The following is a 17,192-nucleotide window of genomic DNA, read 5'->3' on the forward strand; positions in this document are numbered from 1 at the left end:
ATGGTGTAGGGGAGGCTACAGAGTAACCGCCACCATCCGGTCAGCCGTTCACGGGAATGACCGATCCCTGGTAGCGCTCGCGGATGAACTTCGCGACCGCCGGCGAGGTCAGGAGCTCCGCCAGCCGCTTGATCCGCGGGTCATCCGCCAGCTTCGGCGTGGTCACCAGGATGTTGGCGTAGGGGTTGTTCTCGGCCTTCTCCAGCCCCAGCGCATCCTTGGCCGGGCTGAGGCCGGCCTCGAGCGCGTAGTTGCCGTTGATCACCGCCAGGTCGACGTCGTCCAGCGCCCGCGGCAGCAGCGCCGATTCGACCTCCAGCACCGTCAGGTGCTTCGGGTTGTCGGCGATGTCGTTCGGCGTCGCCAGCTGCTTGTCCGGCTCGGCGAAGCCGTCCTTCAGCCGGATCAGCTTCTGGTCCTGCAGCAGGTAGAGGGCCCGGCTGAGATTGGTGACGTTGTTCGGCACCGCCACGGTGCCGCCGTCCTTCACCTCGGCGAAGCTCTTGGCCTTGCGGGAATAGACCCCCAGCGGCTCGATATGCACCGTGGCGGCGACGGCGAAGGTCTCGCCCAGCGCCTGCTCCTGCGAGCGCAGATAGGGCAGGTGCTGGAAGTAGTTGGCGTCAACGTCGCCATGCGCCAGCAGCTCGTTCGGGTTCACCGCGGTCGACAGCTCGACGATGTCGAGCTTCAGGTCGGGCGCCCGGCTCTGCACGAAGGCCAGGATCTCGGCATGCGGCACGGCGTCGGCGGCGACCTTCAGCGGCGCGTCCTGCGCCAGGGCGGCGCCGGCGAAGGCAAAGGGCAAGGCGGCAGCGATCGCCGCCCGCGCCAGGCGGGCGGTCAGGGTATGGATCATGAGGGACCTGTGAGTTTCGGGTGGCGCGGCGTGTTCAGGCGGTGGCGGCTTGGGCGGCCAGGACGTCGGCATAGTGGCGCTGGGCCACGTCGGGGTGCGAGCGCAGCCGGCCCTTCAGGTAGTTCGGGCCGACATCGTGGAACAGCGGGTTCTGCGGGTCGCTGGCCGGGCCGCGCGCCTCCGCCGCCAGGGCCGGCGGCAGGTCGAGCAGCGGCACGGTGGCATCGAGCCGGGCGCCGAGGAAGAAGGCGACCGACAGCCGGTCGGTGCCGGCCGGCGGCGTGATCATCCGGTGCACCGTGGCGCGGAGATAGCCGTTGGTGGCCAGCTCCAGCAGCTCGCCGATATTGACCACGAAGGTGCCGGGCACCGGCTCGGCGTCGATCCAGCGGCCGTCCTCGCCCTCGACCTGCAGGCCGCGCTGGGTGTCCTGCAGCAGCAGGGTCAGGAACCCGGAATCCTTGTGCGCGCCGACGCCCTGGCTGCTGCCGGTGGCCTCGCGGCCGGGGTAGCGGATGATCTTGATGTGCTGGTTCGGCGTGTCGCCATAGATCGGCTCCAGCGCGTCCCCGGCCTGGCCCAGCGCCGCGGCGAAGGCCTCGAGCAGGCGGATCGCCACCCGGGTCAGCTCCGCCTGCCAGCGCAGCAGCGCGGCCTTCAGCTCCGGCTGCGCCGCCGGCCACTGGTTCGGGCCCTGCAGCCGCAGCCAGGGCGGCACGCCCGGCCCCTGCGGGATCACCGCCCGCTCCGCCCTGATGTCGAACTGCTCGCGCCAGTCCGGCTCGCCGCGCGTCCGCTCCCACGCCGCGCGGGTGTAGCCGCGGAAATGCGGCGAATGCACCATCTCGATCGCCAGCTTGTCGGCCTCGGGCAGGGCGAAGAAGCGGCGCGCCTCGGCCTTCACCTGCGCCACCAGCGCCTCCGGCACGCCATGTCCGCTGAGATAGAAGAAGCCGACATCCCGGGCCGCCGCACGCAGCTGGTCCAGGAAGGCCCGGCGCGCCGCCGGGCCGGCATCGAGCCGGGACAGGTCGAGCAGCGGCAAAGCGAGGGTGGTCATGGCAGGCCTCGGGCAGACAGAACGGCGCAGCAATGCACCGCTTGATAATTCACATATCTTTTCTGCATCGTGATTTATACAACAAAATATGTATGCAATAATGAATCCGTCATGGCGAGGAGCGAAGCGACGTGGCCATCCAGAGGACGGTGACGCTGGATGGCCGCGCCCCTGCGGGGCTCGCCATGACCAAAGGGATTGGGTCTAGCCGCGCCTCTTCGGCAGCACCGTCAGGTCCGGCGGCGGCGGGGTCGGCCGCAGGCTCTCATAGGCCAGCCGCACCGCCGCGGCGCCGTGGAGGCGCTCCAACCGCCGCACGGTGAAATGGGCGCGGGCCAGGCGCCGGAAATGCTCCAGGAAAGCCAGGTTGACCGTGGCGCCGGCGGCGGCGCCCAGCACCGGCGCGGCCTGGGCCGACAGCTTCAGCAGCACCGGGCCGCTGAACCGGGCGGCGACCATCGAGACCAGCCGCGGCATCACCATGGCGGTCGCGTTCGGCACCACCCGGGCGAGCGCGATCCGCGTCGCCAGATAGCCGGTCTCGACCGCGTCGTCGGATGGGTCCGGCCGGCCCAGGGCGAAGACCTTCAGGCATTCGATCGCGGTCTCGGGGCTGGACGGATCCTCCCCCGCCGCCGCGGCCTCGGCCGCGATCTGGCGCAGCAGCAGGGCGGTGGAGACCGGCAGCTCCAGCAGCGTGCCGGGCAGGCCGAAGCCGCCGCCGGCGGCGCCGCTGGCCGCCGCCAGGCCGCGATGCAGCCAGGCCTCGGGCCCACGCGGCACCCGGTGGCCGGGGCGGCTGCGCAGCGCCGCCTTCAGCGCCGTCGTCAACGCGCGGCGGACGGCATCGTCCAGCACGGATTGCACCCCGGCCGGCAGGTTGCGCTTCAGCGCCTCGACCGGCGTCCCCGCCAGGGCCGACAGCCTGGCCACCAGCGTGTCGTGGTCGAGCACCGCCTTCGCCGCGGCCAGCTCGGCCATGGCGTCGGGCGGCAGGGGCAAGGGGACGGGCAGCGCTGCGGCGGTCGTCATACGCATCAGATTGGGACCCGCGGCGCGTCGACAAGGGCCGTTGAGCCCCGGCCCTGCCGCCTTCATCATCGACGCATGAGACGAATCGAGCCCGGCGATCCGATCGTGATCCTGACCGGGGCCGGCATCTCGAAGGAGAGCGGCCTCGACACCTTCCGCGACGCCGGCGGGGTGTGGACCCGCGTCCGGCTGGAGGATGTGGCCACGCCCGAGGCGTTCGAGCGCGATCCGGATCGCGTGCACGGCTTCTACAACGCCCGCCGCCGCACCCTCGCCGACCCGGCGGTGCAGCCGAACGCAGCGCATGCGGCGCTGGCGCGGCTGGAGCGCGACTGGCCGGGCCCGGTGCTGCTGGTCACCCAGAATGTCGACGACCTGCACGAGCGCGGCGGCAGCCGCCGGCCGGTCCATATGCACGGGCAGCTGAACCGCGCCCGCTGCCTGTCCTGCGGCGCCGGCCATCCCTGGACGGAAGACCTGTCGGTCGACACCCCCTGCCCCGGCTGCGGCGAGGCCGGCGGGATGCGGCCGGACGTGGTCTGGTTCGGCGAGATGCCGCTGGCGATGGACGAGATCGAGGCGGCGCTGGCCGGCTGCCGCCTGTTCGTGTCGATCGGCACCTCCGGCACCGTCTACCCGGCCGCCGCCTTTGTTCACCAGGCGCTGGACGCCGGCGCCCTGACGGTCGAGCTGAACCTGGAGCCCGGCGAGGGCTCCGGCCTGTTCCACATCCGCCGCCACGGCCCGGCGACCCGGCTGGTGCCGGCGCTGGTCGAGGCGCTGCTGGCGGGCGAATTCCCGAAGCGCTGACGGCGACCGCGCCGTCACCAAAACTTCATCGGCCCGTCACCCGGCCATCGCCGAGCCGGCGGAGGATCCCGCGTCCATCCCAGCAGGATCTCCGCCATGACCAAGCGCCTCCGCGCCCGGCGCCGCCTCGCCGGCCTGCCCGCCGGCCGCTACGCCACCACCGACAAGGGCCGGGTCGTCCGGCGCAGCGCCGCGGTCGAGGCCCCGCCGCTGTCGGCCCTGGTACAGGCCAGCCTGTCGCGCCGCGGCCTGCTGCTGGGCTCCGCCGCCACCGTCGCAGCCCTGGCCCTGCCCGGCGGGCGCGCCGAGGCCGCCGAAAGCAGCGCGAGCTTCGCCGAGCTGGCGCGGGTGATGGACGACCGCGACCACATCGCCGCCGGCTATGACCGCAAGGTGCTGATCCGCTGGGGCGACAAGCTGCTGCCCGAGGCGCCAGAGTTCGACCCCGCCGCCATGAGTGCGGCGGCGGCCGAACGGCAGTTCGGCATGAACAACGACCTGCTGGTCTATCTGCCGCTGCCGATCGGGTCCGACCGCTCCGACCACGGGCTGCTGTTCGTCAACCACGAATACCCGAACCCGCAGCTGATGTGGCCGGGCCTGACCGAGGACGACGCCGGCGAAAAGCTGACCGAGGCGCAGGTCGCGGTCACCATGGCCGCGATCGGCTGCTCGGTGATCGAGGTGCGGGACGACGGCACGGGCTGGCAGGTGGTGCCCGGCAGCCGCTACGCCCGCCGGATCACGCCGGCGACGCCGATCCGGATCGCCGGCCCCGCCGCCGGCCACCCGCTGATGCGCACGACCGCGGATCCCGAGGGCCGCACGGTCCTCGGCACCTTCGACAACTGCAATGGCGGCATGACGCCCTGGGGCACGGTGCTGTCCTGCGAGGAGGGCTTCGACGGCTGGTTCGGCGGCGACCCGACCAAGTCCGAGCACGCGAAGCTGCTTGCCCGCTACGGCGCCGACGAGGCCGAGGACAGCTATGGCTGGGGCCGGTTCCACGACCGCTTCCACTACGAGCGCGAGCCGAACGAGGCGCACCGCTTCGACTGGGTGGTGGAGATCGACCCCTACGACCCCGGGGCGCAGCCGGTGAAGCGCACCGCGCTGGGCCGCATGGCGCATGAGAATGCCGGCTGCGTCGTCGCGCCGGACGGCCGCGTGGTGGTCTACATGGCCGACGACCATGATTTCGACTACCTGTACAAATTCGTCACGGCGAAACCGTGGAACCCGCAGGACCGCGCCGCCAACCGCGACCTGCTGGACGAGGGCACGCTGCATGTCGCCCGGTTCAACCCCGACCACACGCTGGACTGGCTGCCGCTGGTCCAGGGCGAGGGCAGGCTGACCGCCGAGAACGGCTTCGCCAGCCAGGGCGACGTGGCGATCAAGACCCGCCTGGCCGCCGACCTGGCCGGGGCCACGCCGATGGACAATCCCGAAGGCTTCACGGTCAACCCGGTCACGGGCAAGATCTATGTCGCCCTGACCGAGAACGAGGACATCGAGGCGGGGCAGATCAACGCCGCCAATCCGCGGGCGCCGAACCCCGAGGGCCATGTGCTGGAACTGGTGCCGCCCGGCGCCGAAGGCCGCATCGACCACGCCGCCGCCCACTACGGCTGGGACATCTTCATCCTGTGCGGCGACCCGGCGAAGCCCGAGGCCCAGGCGCGCTATCACCCCGACACCTCGGCCAATGGCTGGTTCACCGACCCCGACAACATCGCCTTCGACCCGGCCGGGCGGATGTATGTCTGCACCGACGGCCCGCCGGATGCCGGCTTCAACGACGCGCTCTACGTCCTCGACACCGAGGGGCCGGGCCGGGCGCTGCCGAAGCTGTTCTATTCGCCGCCGCGCGGGTCGGAATGCAGCAGCCCCTGCTTCACCCCGGACGGCCGCACGCTGTTCCTGTCGGTGCAGCATCCGGGCGAGGATTCCGAGACGCTGGACGCCGTGACCACGCGCTGGCCGGATTTCCGCGAGGGCGTGCCGCCCCGGCCCTCGGTGATCGTGATCCGGCGGACCGATGGCGGCCACATAGGGACCTGACAGGAGTTCCCTCCGCCCGCCCCGCGGCCGGCGCATCGGTGACCGGACATCGCCGATGCTTGGCCGCGGCCTGCGAACGGCCTAGACCGGTCGCATGGCAATGGCGGCGACGGATGATCTGGCGGCGGTGGTGGCGGCGGCGCGGGCCTGCCGGATCTGCGCCGGGCGGTGGCCGCATGCGCCGCGCCCGGTGCTGCGCGCGACCACGACCGCGCGCCTGCTGATCGTCGGCCAGGCGCCCGGTGCGCGGGTGCAGGCCTCCGGCCTGTCCTGGACCGACGCCAGCGGCGACCGGCTGCGGCAATGGCTCGGCCTCGACCGCGACGCCTTCTACGACGAGGACCGGGTGGCGCTGGTGTCGATGGGCTTCTGCTTCCCCGGCACCGATCCGAAGGGCGGCGACTATCCGCCGCCGCGGATCTGCGCCGATACTTGGCACCCGCGGCTGCGGCCGCTCTTGCCCGGGATCCGGCTGACCCTGCTGGTGGGCGGCCTGGCCCAGGCCTATTACCTCGGCCAGCGGCGGCAGCCGAGCGTGGCGCAGACGGTGGCCGCCTGGCGCGATTGCCTGCCCGATTTCCTGCCGCTGCCGCATCCGAGCTGGCGCAACACCGGCTGGCTGAAGCGCAACCCGTGGTTCGAGGCGGAGCTTCTGCCGGTGCTGCGGGCCAGGACCGCGGCCGCGCTGGCGGGCGACGCCTGATGGCCGCCGCGCCCCCGTCACTCCAGGACCAGCCCATGACTATCGATCCCGCCCATGGGCGCAACGGCGACGACCATGTCCCGGAGATGCCGCTGCCGCAGGACCCGAAGACGGTGTTCCTCGGCATCCTGTGCCTGCTGGCGCTGACGGCCGCGCTGTATGTCGCGCGCGACCTGGTCCTGCCGGTCGTGCTGGCCGTGGTGCTGAAGCTGCTGCTGCAGCCGCTGGTCCGGCTGCTGGAGAAGGGGCGGATCCCGCGCGCAGCCGGGGCCATCGCCGCCATCCTGCTGCTGCTGGCGATCTTCGCCGGCATCGGCGCGCTGCTGACCAGCCCGGCCGCCGAATGGGCCGGCAACCTGTCGAACGAATGGGCGGCGCTGCAGGCCAAGTTCGCCTTCATCGCCGACCCGCTGCACCAGCTGCAGGAACGGCTGGCGCAGATGGGCGTGCATTTCGGCGGCGCCGGCACGCTGCTGGAGCATCCGACCGACATCGTCACCGCCGTCTTCGCCGGCACCAGCACCGTCGCCTCGCACCTGTTCGAGACGCTGCTGATCCTGTTCTACCTGCTGGTGTTCGGCGACATCTTCCTGCGCCGCTTCGTCGAGATCCTGCCCAATTTCGAGGAGAAGCGGGAGGCGGTGGCGATCTCGCTGCGGATCGAGCACGATTTGTCCGCCTATCTGCTGACCGTCACCGTGATCAACGCCGTGGTCGGCGTCGCCACGGCGCTGGTGATGTGGGCCTGCGGCATCCCGGCGCCGGTGCTGTGGGGTGCCGTCGCCTTCTGCCTGAACTTCGTGCCGATCCTGGGCCCGTTCTTCGGCGTGGCGCTGTTCCTGGCGGTCGGGCTGGTGGCCGACGGCCCGACCTGGATCGCGCTCCTGCCGGCGGCGCTGTATCTCGGCATCCATGTCGCCGAGGGCGAATGGATCACACCGATGGTACTGGCGCGGCGCTTCACCATCAACCCGGTGGCGGTGATCCTGGCCCTGATCTTCTGGTACTGGATGTGGGGCGTGCCCGGCGCCATCCTGGCGGTGCCGATGCTGGCCATCACCAAGATCGTCTGCGACCGCCTGCGCCCGCTGCGCGCCCTCGGCCACCTGCTGGAGGGGTGAGAGCCCGGGCTCGGACGCCTCAGCCCTCCCCGTCCGCCTCGCGCTCCAGCGCCTCCATGTCGTCGTCGGAGAAGCCGAAATGGTGGCCGATCTCGTGGATCAGCACGTGGCGGACGACATGGCCGAGATCCTCGCCGGTCTCGCACCAGTAATCCAGGATCGGCCGGCGGTAGAGGAAGATCATGTCCGGCCGGGTCGCGATCGCGAAGGTCTTCTGCCCGAACGGCGTACCGGTGTAGAGGCCGAGCAGGTCGAACGGGCTCTCCAGCCCCATCTCGTCCAGCACCTCGTCATCCGGGAAGTCGACGACCTGGATGGCAACGCCGCGGACCATGGCCCGCAGCCGCGCCGGAACCCGCTCGAACCCCTCTTCCGCCAGCTCGATCAGGTCGTCGATCGACGGCGGCTCGGCCAAGCCCGGCTTCGGGATTGTGCTCATCGCGGCGCCAGCCGCACTGCGCCGTCGAGGCGGATCACCGAACCGTTCAGCATCTCGTTGGCGGCGATGTGCAGGACCAGCTGCGCGAACTCCTCCGGCCGGCCCAGGCGTTGCGGGAACAGGGTGGTGGCGATCAGGCTGTCCTGGACCTGCTGCGGCATGGCCTCGATCATCGGCGTGCCGATCAGCCCCGGCGCCACCGTCATCACCCGGATGCCGCTCTTGGCCAGGTCGCGCGCCGCCGGCAGGGTCAGCCCGACCACCCCGCCCTTGGAGGCGGAATAGGCGACCTGACCGACCTGGCCTTCATAGGCGGCGACCGAGGCGGTGGCGACGAACAGGCCGCGCTCGCCGGAGGCGCTGGCCGCCTCCGGCAGCGGATCCTCCGCCGCCATGGCGGCGGCGGTCAGGCGCAGCAGGTGGAAGGTGCCGAGCAGGTTGACCCGGATCACGCGCTCGAACAGCGCCGGGTCGTGCGGGCCGTCGCGGCCGACCAGCCGGGCGCCCGGGGCGATGCCGGCACAGGCCACGGCGATCCGCGCCGTGCCATGCGCCGCCCGCGCCTGCGCCAGCGCCGCCGTCACGGATTCGCCGTCGCCGACATCGCAGGCCACGGCCAGGCCGCCGATCTCGCCCGCCACCGCTTCGGCCGCGTCGCGGTTGAGGTCGAGCAGCGCCACCTTGGCGCCCGCCGCAGCCAGGGCCCGGGCGGTCGCCGCCCCCATGCCCGACCCCGCCCCGGTGACCACCGCCGCCAGACCCTCGACCTTCATTTCATCCTCCACCCGAAACTCGTGCCCCTGGGTAGCAGATCGCCGGTCCGGTTGCGACCGGGCCGAACGCCGCTATGCTTGGCGGATCGATAAGGGAGGAAAGCCATGCAGTTCCTGGTGATCGCGAAGGACGGCACCGATGCCGAGGCGCCGGCCCGGCGCCAGGCGGTGCGCGAGCAGCATCTGGCCGGCGCCCGGCCCCATGTGGAGGCGGGCGTGATCATCATCGGCGGCGCGATCCTGGACGACGACGGCCGGATGATCGGCTCCACGCTGGTCTACGAGGTCCCGGACCGGGCGACGCTGGACGCCATCATCGACGCTGACCCTTACGTCACCGGCGGGGTGTGGCACGACATCGAAATCCGGCCGTTCCGGGTGGCCGTGCGGTCGAAGGGCTGACACCTCATCTCCGCTGCAGCGTCGTCTCCATCACGCGGCGTCCAGCGCGACATGCACGCGGCGGCCGAGCGCCGTCGCGATGTTCACTAGGGCGTCGAGGGAAAAGCGGGACACGCGGCCACGAAGCAGGTCGTTGATGCGGGGCTGGGTCACGCCGCAATGCGCGGCGGCTTCGGCCTGTTTCCAGCCGTTCTCGTTGATGATCTCGGCAATCTGCGTCATCAGTTCTGCCCGCATGCGCAGATTGGCGGCCTGTTCGGGCGTATCGGCGATGGCATCCCACACGCTGTCGAAGGTCTGGGTCATTCTGCACCCCGGACAAGCTCGAGAAACCGCGATCGGGCGAGTTCGATGTCGCGCCTGCTGGTCGCCTGCGTTTTCTTTTGAAGGCAGTGCAGCACATTGACGGCAATTTCATCCCATCGAATTATATCCAAACGGATATAATGCTCAATCTCGCCTTTCGAAGCAGACCCATCAACGCGCCGCCGTGGATTTGACCAGGAACCGGAACGCCGCCAGCGCCCCGAGCGTCGTCAGCAGCACGGCCAGCGCCATCGGCAGGCCGTCGGTGCCGGTGGCGTGGCCGATGGCGATGCCGACCAGGGCGGCCAGCGTCATCTGCAGGAAGCCCATCAGCGCCGAGGCGGTGCCGGCCATGGCCGGGAACGGCGCGATCGCCCCGGCGATGGCGTTGGGCAGGGTTAGGCCGACGCCGATCATCACCACGAAGAACGGGCCGACCACGGCCCAGACGGTGAACACGCCGCCGGCGGCCAGCGCCGCCATCGCCACGGCCCCGGCCAGCATCACCAGCGTCCCCATCGCGATCATCCGGTCGATGCCGAGCCGCAGCGTCAGGCGGCCGGAGGTGAAGGTGCCGCAGATGTAGCCGATGCAGACGATGCCGAAGCAGGCGCCGTAGACCGGCGGCGACAGGCCGAGCATGCCGGACAGCACGAAGGACGAGCCGGAGATGAAGGTGAAGATCGCGCTGTAGCTGCAGGCGACGATCGCGACATAGCCGATGTAGCGGCGGTGGCGCAGCAGGCTGGCATAGTTGCGCACCAGCCGGGCCGGGCTGGTGGCCAGCGGGTCGCGGTGCCGGTTGCTTTCGCCGAGCAGGCCGAGGACCGAGGCCAGCATCAGCACGCCGAAGCCGACCAGCAGCCAGAAGGTGGCCTGCCAGCCGAATTCCTGCTGCAGGACGCCGCCGATGATCGGGCCGATCGCCGGCGCCAGCGCCATCGCCATCGACATGTAGGCGAGGATGCGGGCCGAGCGTTCGGGCCCGTACAGGTCGCGCACCACGGCCCGGCCCAGCACCGGGCCGCAGCAGGCGCCGAGCGCCTGCAGGAACCGGCACAGGATCAGCATCTCGATCGAGGTGGCGAGCGCGCAGGCAATGCTGGCGGCGGTGAAGATGGTCACCCCGGCCAGGATCGCCGGACGCCGACCGAAGCGGTCGGAGACGGGGCCATAGACCAGCTGGGCCACGGCGAAGCCGACCAGGAAGACGCTGAGCGTCAGCTGCACCGTGGCGACGTCGGTGTCGAAGGCGGTGACCAGCGACGGCAGCGACGGCAGATAGACATCCGTCGACATCGGCCCGAAGCCGGTCAGCAATGTCAGGACGACGGCGATGATGGCCGAGGGCTGCATGCCCCCGGCCCCGGCAACCCGATCAGCCATAGAGATGCAGGTCCTGTCCCTTGGCCTTCAGCCAGGCGCGGCAGCGGTCGGCATCCGGGTGCAGCCGGTCGACCACCGCCCAGAAGCGCGCCGAATGGTTCATCTCGACCAGATGCGCCACCTCGTGCGCCACCACGTAGTCGAGCACGGCTTCGGGCGCCAGCAGCAGGCGCCAGGAATAGCTGAGCCGGCCGCTGGAGGCGCAGCTGCCCCAGCGGCTGCGGGTGTCGCGCACCGACACCGCGGCGACGGTGACGCCGAGCTTCAGCGCCGCCGCCCGGCTGCGGGCCAGGAGCTGGCGCCGCGCCTCCGCCTGCAGCCAGGCGGCGAGGCGGGTGCCGAGATGCTCGGCGGGGCCGCCGACCTTGAGCTCGCCATCGGCGCTGCGGACGCCCCGGCCGGCCGCGGGGTCATGGATGATCCGGTGCGGCACGCCGAGGATCGGGATCTCGGCGCCGGGCAGGAACGGCGTCCGGACCGGCATGGCGGCGCGGCGGCGGCGCACCCATTCGGCGTGGCGGTTGACGAAATCGGCGATCACCTGCGGCGGCACCCGCGGCGGCGCCACCACCACCACCTCGCCGAGCGCCGGGTCGAGCCGCAGCGACAGGCGCCGCGCCCGGGCATTGCGGCGCAGCGCCACCGGGCGGTCGAGGCCGGCGACGGCGAGAAGGGCGGGCGACACCTTGGGATCGGTCCGGCTTGGCATGGCCGGACCATAGACGGGCCGGAGCCGGAGGGGAATCCGGGTGTGCGATGCCCGGATCCCCCGTCCGGGGGCGGAGCCGCCGCTACAGCACGAAATCGGCCGCGGCGGCCGCAGCGCCGTTGGCCAGCACGATGCGGAAATCGGCGACGCCGTCGCCGTTCACATCGGCCTCGACCACCCCGGCCGCCGAGCGCAGCTGGCCGCGGACGGCAGAGAAGCCGGCCCCGCCGATGAAGGTGAAGGCCTGGTTGCCATCCGCCCCGATGTTGTTGGCGTCGATTTCCGACAGGTCGAACTTGTCGAAGCCGCTGACGAAGTCGGCGACGCTGTCGATCTTGGCGCCGGCCACCCAGGAATCGAGCACCGAGCCGTAGCGCATCGTGTCGTTGCCGGCGCCGGCGGTGATGGTATCGGCCCCGCGGCCGCCGCGGATCGAATCGGCCTCGGTGCCGGCGTCGATCTTGTCGTCGCCCAGCCCGCCATCGATCGAATCGGCGCCGGCCCGGCCGTTCAGCGTGTCGGCGCCGATGTTGCCGCCGATGGTGTCGCCGGCGCTGCTGCCGCTGAAGGTCACCGTCTCCATGTTGTAGGCGTCGACATAGAAATTGCCGCTGTTCGACCGGACCTGGAAGCTCGGCGAGCCGCCGGCGAACAACTGCACCGCCAGGGTCTCGGCCGAGGCGTCGACCACCAGCGCATCGGTGCCCGCCTGGCCATCGACCACGTCGACCCCGGACCCCGCCGCGGTCGGCCGGATCCTGGCGTTGATGCTGTCGTTGCCGGCCCCGGTGGTGATGCTGTCGGCCTGGGACCCGCCGACGATGGCGTCGTTGCCGGCGCCGGTGATCAGTTTGATGCGCTCGAGCCCGAGGATCGAGGTCAGCCCCGCCGCCGCGATCGACGTCGTGGTCCCCAGCGTGAAGGCCACGCTTGAGACCAGCCCGCTGAGATCGGCGTCCCAATGATCGATGCCCGCGCCGCCATTCACCGTTCCGCCGCGGGTGCCGGTCTGGATGAAGTCGGCCCCCGCGCCGCCGGTGAAGGCCACCGTCTCCATGTTGTAGGCGTCGACGTAGAAATTGCCGGAGTTCGACCGCAGCTGGAAGGTCGGCGACCCGCCGGTGAACAGCTGCACTGCCTGGGTTTCGGTGGCGCAGTAGACGACCAGGGTGTCGCTGCCGGCGCCGCCGTCGACCACATCGACCCCGGATCCCGGCGCCGTCGGCCGCAACCTGGCGTTGATCACGTCGTTGCCGTTGCCGGTGTTGATGGTGTCGGCCTGGGTACCGCCGATGATGTTGTCGTTGCCGCTGCCTGTGGTCAGCGTCAGGCGTTCGAGGTTGAGGATCGAGGTCAGCCCCGCCGCAGCGATCGAGGTCGTGGTCCCCAGCTGGAACGCCACGCCCGAGATCAACGCGCTGAGGTCGGCCTCCCAGTGGTCGATGCCGGCGCTGCCGTCCACCGTGCCGCCGCGGGTGCCGGTCTGGATGAAGTCCGCGCCGGAGCCGCCGGTGAACTTGATCACCTCCATATTGTAAGCATCGACGTAGAAATTGCCGGAGCTCGACCGCACCTGGAAGGTCGGCGACCCGCCGGTGAACAGCTGCACCGCCTGGGTCTCGGCCGCGGCGTTGACGATCAGGGTGTCGCTGTCCAGCCCGCCATCGACCACATCGACCCCGGACCCGGCCACCGTCGGCCGCGTCCTGGCGTCGATGACATCGTTGCCGTCGCCGGTGTTGATGCTGTCGGCCTGGGCACCGCCGGTGATCGTGTCGTTGCCGGCGCCGGTGGTCAGGCTGATGCGCTCGACGCTGAGGATCGAGCTCAGCCCGGCCGCCGCGATCGACGTCGTGGTCCCCAGGGTGAAGGTCACGCCGGTGAACAGCCCGCCCAGATTGGCGAGCCAGTGGTCGATGCCGGCGCCGCCATTCACCGCGCCGGAGCGCTCGCCGGTATCGATCGAATCGTTGCCGGAGCCGCCGGTGAAGTTCACCGCCTCCATGTTGTAGGCGTCGACGTAGAAATTGCCGGTGGTCGAGCGGACCTGGAAGGTCGGCGACCCGCCGGTGAACAGCTGCACCGACTGGGTCTCGCCGGAGCAATTGACCACCAGCGTGTCGAAGCCCGTGCCGCCGTCGACCACGTCGACGCCGGAGCCGGGGGCGGTCGGCCGGGTGCCGGCATTGATGGTGTCGTTGCCGCCCAGTCCGTTGATCGTGTCAGCGGCGCTGGTCCCGACCAAATTGTCGGCGCCGTTGGTGCCATTGATGACTGCCATGAAATGACTCTCCCCAAGGCCAGCGGCCCGCCAGTGCCGTCGAAACTGCTCGCGGCCCCCGGTCTGAAAGGGATGGGCTCACCTGTGCCATGGTGACATCATACGCCCGAACATCATGGTATGCGTAGATTTGCCTAAAATTTTTTGCATCCGGAAATGACCGGTTGCGGCCCATCCGGTCATAAGGCCAGGAGGGCAGTCCTTGAAGTATATAACCTGCGGAACGTGTGATTTATTCAACAACCGTGAAGCGTTGTTGTTGAATCCTGTTGACTTAATCCGGGCGGCTGTGAAAACCTGTGTCCTGTCGATCCTGTCCGGGATCGCGCCGCGGCAATTTTCTGTGAAGCTTGCGCCGCGTCACCAAACGCTAAGCACCACGACCGGGTTCGTGGTCTCGAGGAGTCGAAGCCCATGTCTGCCTTCTGCGATCCCGGCTGTTGCGGCCAAGCCTGAGCCCCGCCGCTTCCCCCATTCCATAACGGCGCCCCGGCCGACTGATCCGCGCTCCCTGACCGGGTTCGATGCGCGACCGGCCCTGCGTGTGCGCCTGTTCGTTCGAGGACTATCCCGAATGTTCGTCCAGATCCTGCGATGGTCCCTGCTGGCCGGTGCGGCCGCCGTGGTCATCGGCAACTACGCCCGGGCCGCGGAGCCGCTGACCATCGGCTACCAGAGCACGGTTGAGCCGGCCAAGGTGGCGCAGGCCGACGGCCTGTACGAGAAGGCGATCGGCCGCCCGATCGAATGGCGCAAATTCGACAGCGGCGCCGACGTCATCGCCGCCATCGCCTCGGGCGGGGTGCAGATCGGCTATGTCGGGTCCAGCCCGCTGGCCGCCGCGGCCAGCCGCGAGCTGCCGGTCCGCACCATCCTGGTCGCCATCGGCATCGGCGACGCCGAGGCGCTGGTGGTGCGCAACGGCGCCGGCATCGCCAAGCCGGCCGACCTGGCCGGCAAGGCCGTGGCCGTGCCCTTCGTCTCGACCACCCATTACAGCCTGCTGGCGGCGCTGAAGCATTGGGGCATCGACCCGGCCTCGCTCCGCATCCTGAACCTCCGGCCGCCGGAGATCGCGGCGGCCTGGCAGCGCGGCGACATCGACGCCGCCTATGTCTGGGACCCGGCGCTGGGCAAGATCAAGGAGACCGGCACGGTCCTGGTCACCTCGACCGAGGTCGCCGGCTGGGGCGCGCCGACCTTCGACGCCTGGATCGCCCGGGCCGACCTGATCGCGGCGGATCCCGCGGCGGTGCAGGCCTTCGCCGATGTGACCCTGAAGGAATACGCCGCCTATCGCGCCGATCCGAAGGCGTGGAGCGCGGAGTCGGAGCAGGTCGCCAAGATCGCCAAGCTGACCGGGGCGAAGCCGGAGGAGATCCCGGCGTTGCTGCAGGGCAGCGTCTTCCCGGTGAAGGCGGAGCAGGCCGGGCCGGCCCTCTTGGGCGGCGGCACGGCCAAGGCGATCGCGGACACCGCGACATTTCTGAAGGAGCAGGGCAAGATCGACCAGGCGCTGGAGGATTATGGCGCTTACGTCGACGCCCGTTTCGTCGCCGCGACCACAGCGACGAACTGAACCGGGCGCAGGAGAGGCCCATGTCGGTTCTGGCGGTGGAGGCCGTTTCGGTGACCTACCCTGCGGCGGATGGCGACATCCGCGCGCTGGACCGGATCACCCTCGCGATCGAGCCGGGCGAATTCGTCGTCGCCCTCGGCCGGTCGGGATGCGGCAAGACCACGCTGTTGAACCTGATGGCGGGCTTCCTGGCCCCCGAGGCAGGGACGGTCACACTCGGCGGCGTTCGTGTAACCGGACCTGGGGTGGAGCGGGGCGTCGTCTTCCAGGACGACGCCCTGTTCCCCTGGCTTGACGTGCTGGGCAATGTCGGCTTCGCGCTGCGGCTGCGCGGCATTCCGCCGGCCGAGCGCGACGACCGGGCCCGGCGCATCCTGCGGCTGGTCGGGCTGGAGGGCTTCGAAGGGCAGCGGCTGTGGGAGCTGTCGGGCGGCATGAGGCAGCGGGTCGGCCTCGCCCGGGCGCTGGCCGCCGACCCCGAGGTGCTGCTGCTGGACGAGCCGCTGGGCGCGCTCGACGCGCTGACGCGGGAGCGGATGCAGGAGCTGCTGCTGGACCTGTGGCACCGCACCGGCAAGAGCCTGTTCCTGATCACCCACAGCATCGAGGAAGCCCTGTTCCTGGCGACCCGGCTGGTGGTGATGTCACCGCGGCCCGGCCGCATCGTGGAGGAGCTGCGGCTGGATTTCGGCCGCCGCTACTGTAGCGGCGAGCCGGCGCGCCGGATCAAGTCCGACCCCGGCTTCATCGCCCTGCGCGAGCAGGTGATGGACCTGATCTTCGAGCGCGAGGCGGCCTGACATGGCCGATGTCGCGCTCCAGAAACCGGCGCCTGCCGATGCCCGCACGGCGCCGATCGCGCGGCGCCGCGGCAAGGGCCGCGGGACGCGGCTGATCAGCCTCGCCACGGTGGCGGGCCTCCTCCTGATGTGGGGGCTCGTCTCCAATCTCGGCCTCGTCCCGCCCCTGTTCCTGCCGACGCCGCAGGCGGTGCTCGGCAAGCTGGTCACCACGGCCTCCGTCGGCTTCGCCGACGTGACGCTGCTGCAACATCTCGCCGCCAGCCTCGGCCGCGTCTTCGCCGCCCTGGCGCTGGCGCTGGTGGTCGCGATTCCGGTCGGCATCGCCATCGGCACCAGCCGGGTGGCGCGCGGCATCCTGGACCCGCTGATCGAGTTCTACCGGCCGATCCCGCCCTTGGCCTATCTGCCGCTGATCGTGATCTGGTTCGGCATCGGCGAAACCTCGAAGGTCCTGGTGATCTTCCTGGCCATCTTCGCCCCGATCGCGATCTCGACCGCGGCCGGGGTGCGCGGCGTGCCGTCCGACCGGCTGCGCGCCGCCCGCTCGCTGGGCGCCACCCGGGCCCAGCTGCTGCGCCATGTCATCCTGCCGAACGCGCTGCCGGAGATCCTGACCGGGGTGCGCATCGGCCTCGGCGTCGGCTGGTCCACCCTGGTGGCGGCCGAGCTGGTCGCCGCCACCAGCGGCCTCGGCTTCATGATCCAGAGCGCGGCGCAGTTCCTGGTCACCGACGTGGTGGTGCTGGGCATCCTGGTGATCGCCGCCATCGCCTTCCTGCTGGAAGTTCTGCTGCGCCTGCTGCAGCGCCGGCTGACGCCCTGGCACGGGCGCGGCTGACATCCCTTTCCCCCCTGAAACCAACCG

At 70.7% G+C, this 17,192-nt stretch carries 18 protein-coding genes; 8 read left to right on the forward strand and 10 right to left on the reverse strand.

Translation table 11 applies throughout. The annotated features are described in order from the left end of the window. Window positions 1-40: 40 nt before the first annotated feature. From FFK22_RS11540 to FFK22_RS11550, 3 genes are all read right to left on the reverse strand, one after another. On the reverse strand, window positions 41-859 hold the full coding sequence (locus FFK22_RS11540) for a MetQ/NlpA family ABC transporter substrate-binding protein (RefSeq protein WP_138887116.1): 819 nt from the start codon (window positions 857-859) through the stop codon (window positions 41-43). Window positions 860-893: 34 nt separating this feature from the next. Continuing rightward, on the reverse strand, window positions 894-1,919 hold the full coding sequence (locus tag FFK22_RS11545) for an isopenicillin N synthase family oxygenase (RefSeq protein ID WP_138887115.1): 1,026 nt from the start codon (window positions 1,917-1,919) through the stop codon (window positions 894-896). A gap of 204 nt (window positions 1,920-2,123) precedes the next feature. Next, the gene (locus tag FFK22_RS11550) at window positions 2,124-2,957 is read right to left on the reverse strand and encodes an EcsC family protein (protein ID WP_186002421.1); all 834 of its coding nucleotides are present in this window, start codon (window positions 2,955-2,957) and stop codon (window positions 2,124-2,126) included. A 69-nt stretch (window positions 2,958-3,026) separates the two neighbouring features. On the opposite strand from FFK22_RS11550, the gene FFK22_RS11555 reads away from it, so the two are divergent. The 4 genes from FFK22_RS11555 to FFK22_RS11570 all read left to right on the forward strand — a co-directional run bounded on the left by FFK22_RS11555 (window position 3,027) and on the right by FFK22_RS11570 (window position 7,649). Beyond that, on the forward strand, window positions 3,027-3,761 hold the full coding sequence (locus tag FFK22_RS11555) for an NAD-dependent deacylase (protein WP_138887114.1): 735 nt from the start codon (window positions 3,027-3,029) through the stop codon (window positions 3,759-3,761). 96 nt (window positions 3,762-3,857) lie between these two features. Beyond that, on the forward strand, window positions 3,858-5,825 hold the full coding sequence (locus FFK22_RS11560; RefSeq protein WP_138887113.1) for a PhoX family phosphatase: 1,968 nt from the start codon (window positions 3,858-3,860) through the stop codon (window positions 5,823-5,825). A 100-nt stretch (window positions 5,826-5,925) separates the two neighbouring features. Beyond that, a complete protein-coding gene (locus FFK22_RS11565; RefSeq protein WP_138887112.1) occupies window positions 5,926-6,528 on the forward strand; it encodes a uracil-DNA glycosylase family protein in 603 nt (200 codons plus the stop codon). A gap of 35 nt (window positions 6,529-6,563) precedes the next feature. Beyond that, window positions 6,564-7,649, forward strand: coding sequence for an AI-2E family transporter (locus FFK22_RS11570; RefSeq protein ID WP_186002422.1), 1,086 nt, complete (start codon window positions 6,564-6,566; stop codon window positions 7,647-7,649). A 19-nt stretch (window positions 7,650-7,668) separates the two neighbouring features. Here FFK22_RS11570 and FFK22_RS11575 read toward each other — a convergent pair whose 3' ends face one another. Both FFK22_RS11575 and FFK22_RS11580 read right to left on the reverse strand, forming a co-directional pair. After that, the gene (locus FFK22_RS11575) at window positions 7,669-8,088 is read right to left on the reverse strand and encodes a metallopeptidase family protein (protein WP_138887110.1); all 420 of its coding nucleotides are present in this window, start codon (window positions 8,086-8,088) and stop codon (window positions 7,669-7,671) included. Further along, on the reverse strand, window positions 8,085-8,861 hold the full coding sequence (locus FFK22_RS11580) for an SDR family NAD(P)-dependent oxidoreductase (protein ID WP_138887109.1): 777 nt from the start codon (window positions 8,859-8,861) through the stop codon (window positions 8,085-8,087). The genes FFK22_RS11575 and FFK22_RS11580 overlap by 4 nt, the downstream gene beginning before the upstream one ends. Window positions 8,862-8,966: 105 nt before the next feature. Here FFK22_RS11580 and FFK22_RS11585 point away from each other — a divergent pair, with 105 nt between their 5' ends. Continuing rightward, complete coding sequence (locus tag FFK22_RS11585) at window positions 8,967-9,263, forward strand: YciI family protein (protein ID WP_138887108.1); 297 nt, start codon at window positions 8,967-8,969, stop codon at window positions 9,261-9,263. Between the two features lie 30 nt (window positions 9,264-9,293). Here FFK22_RS11585 and FFK22_RS11590 read toward each other — a convergent pair whose 3' ends face one another. From FFK22_RS11590 to FFK22_RS11610, 5 genes are all read right to left on the reverse strand, one after another. After that, a complete protein-coding gene (locus FFK22_RS11590; protein ID WP_138887107.1) occupies window positions 9,294-9,569 on the reverse strand; it encodes a helix-turn-helix domain-containing protein in 276 nt (91 codons plus the stop codon). After that, entirely contained in the window at window positions 9,566-9,700 is a 135-nt protein-coding gene (locus FFK22_RS44765; protein WP_373683745.1) for a type II toxin-antitoxin system RelE/ParE family toxin, read from the reverse strand. Before FFK22_RS44765 ends, FFK22_RS11590 begins: the two co-directional genes overlap by 4 nt. Window positions 9,701-9,740: 40 nt before the next feature. Then, a complete protein-coding gene (locus FFK22_RS11600) occupies window positions 9,741-10,955 on the reverse strand; it encodes a multidrug effflux MFS transporter (protein ID WP_221938537.1) in 1,215 nt (404 codons plus the stop codon). After that, window positions 10,948-11,640 carry a M48 family metallopeptidase gene (locus tag FFK22_RS11605; protein ID WP_221938538.1) on the reverse strand — a complete coding sequence of 231 codons (693 nt, stop codon included), beginning with the start codon at window positions 11,638-11,640 and terminating at the stop codon, window positions 10,948-10,950. The genes FFK22_RS11600 and FFK22_RS11605 overlap by 8 nt, the downstream gene beginning before the upstream one ends. Before the next feature lie 106 nt (window positions 11,641-11,746). Continuing rightward, on the reverse strand, window positions 11,747-13,945 hold the full coding sequence (locus tag FFK22_RS11610; protein WP_138887105.1) for a calcium-binding protein: 2,199 nt from the start codon (window positions 13,943-13,945) through the stop codon (window positions 11,747-11,749). Window positions 13,946-14,519: 574 nt separating this feature from the next. On the opposite strand from FFK22_RS11610, the gene tauA reads away from it, so the two are divergent. From tauA to tauC, 3 genes are read left to right on the forward strand one after another with little or no spacing between them, the layout of a single operon-like run. Then, complete coding sequence (tauA, locus tag FFK22_RS11615; protein WP_138887104.1) at window positions 14,520-15,524, forward strand: taurine ABC transporter substrate-binding protein; 1,005 nt, start codon at window positions 14,520-14,522, stop codon at window positions 15,522-15,524. Window positions 15,525-15,544: 20 nt separating this feature from the next. Beyond that, window positions 15,545-16,324 carry a taurine ABC transporter ATP-binding subunit gene (gene tauB / locus FFK22_RS11620; protein WP_138887103.1) on the forward strand — a complete coding sequence of 260 codons (780 nt, stop codon included), beginning with the start codon at window positions 15,545-15,547 and terminating at the stop codon, window positions 16,322-16,324. A 1-nt stretch (window position 16,325) separates the two neighbouring features. Then, complete coding sequence (gene tauC, locus FFK22_RS11625) at window positions 16,326-17,165, forward strand: taurine ABC transporter permease TauC (RefSeq protein WP_138887102.1); 840 nt, start codon at window positions 16,326-16,328, stop codon at window positions 17,163-17,165. Window positions 17,166-17,192 lie beyond the last annotated feature (27 nt).

The organism is Mycobacterium sp. KBS0706, assembly GCF_005938675.2.
Lineage (GTDB): Bacteria > Pseudomonadota > Alphaproteobacteria > DSM-16000 > Inquilinaceae > Inquilinus.

Coding starts and splice junctions, on each gene's coding strand:
- FFK22_RS11610 (WP_138887105.1), bottom strand. CDS start 13,945: ATGGCAGTCATCAATGGCACCAACGGCGCCGACAATTTGGTCGGGACC.
- FFK22_RS11600 (WP_221938537.1), bottom strand. CDS start 10,955: ATGGCTGATCGGGTTGCCGGGGCCGGGGGCATGCAGCCCTCGGCCATC.
- tauA (WP_138887104.1), top strand. CDS start 14,520: ATGTTCGTCCAGATCCTGCGATGGTCCCTGCTGGCCGGTGCGGCCGCC.
- FFK22_RS11570 (WP_186002422.1), top strand. CDS start 6,564: ATGACTATCGATCCCGCCCATGGGCGCAACGGCGACGACCATGTCCCG.
- FFK22_RS11590 (WP_138887107.1), bottom strand. CDS start 9,569: ATGACCCAGACCTTCGACAGCGTGTGGGATGCCATCGCCGATACGCCC.
- FFK22_RS11550 (WP_186002421.1), bottom strand. CDS start 2,957: ATGCGTATGACGACCGCCGCAGCGCTGCCCGTCCCCTTGCCCCTGCCG.
- FFK22_RS11580 (WP_138887109.1), bottom strand. CDS start 8,861: ATGAAGGTCGAGGGTCTGGCGGCGGTGGTCACCGGGGCGGGGTCGGGC.
- FFK22_RS11565 (WP_138887112.1), top strand. CDS start 5,926: ATGGCGGCGACGGATGATCTGGCGGCGGTGGTGGCGGCGGCGCGGGCC.
- tauC (WP_138887102.1), top strand. CDS start 16,326: ATGGCCGATGTCGCGCTCCAGAAACCGGCGCCTGCCGATGCCCGCACG.
- FFK22_RS11575 (WP_138887110.1), bottom strand. CDS start 8,088: ATGAGCACAATCCCGAAGCCGGGCTTGGCCGAGCCGCCGTCGATCGAC.
- FFK22_RS11560 (WP_138887113.1), top strand. CDS start 3,858: ATGACCAAGCGCCTCCGCGCCCGGCGCCGCCTCGCCGGCCTGCCCGCC.
- FFK22_RS11540 (WP_138887116.1), bottom strand. CDS start 859: ATGATCCATACCCTGACCGCCCGCCTGGCGCGGGCGGCGATCGCTGCC.
- tauB (WP_138887103.1), top strand. CDS start 15,545: ATGTCGGTTCTGGCGGTGGAGGCCGTTTCGGTGACCTACCCTGCGGCG.
- FFK22_RS11545 (WP_138887115.1), bottom strand. CDS start 1,919: ATGACCACCCTCGCTTTGCCGCTGCTCGACCTGTCCCGGCTCGATGCC.
- FFK22_RS11555 (WP_138887114.1), top strand. CDS start 3,027: ATGAGACGAATCGAGCCCGGCGATCCGATCGTGATCCTGACCGGGGCC.
- FFK22_RS11585 (WP_138887108.1), top strand. CDS start 8,967: ATGCAGTTCCTGGTGATCGCGAAGGACGGCACCGATGCCGAGGCGCCG.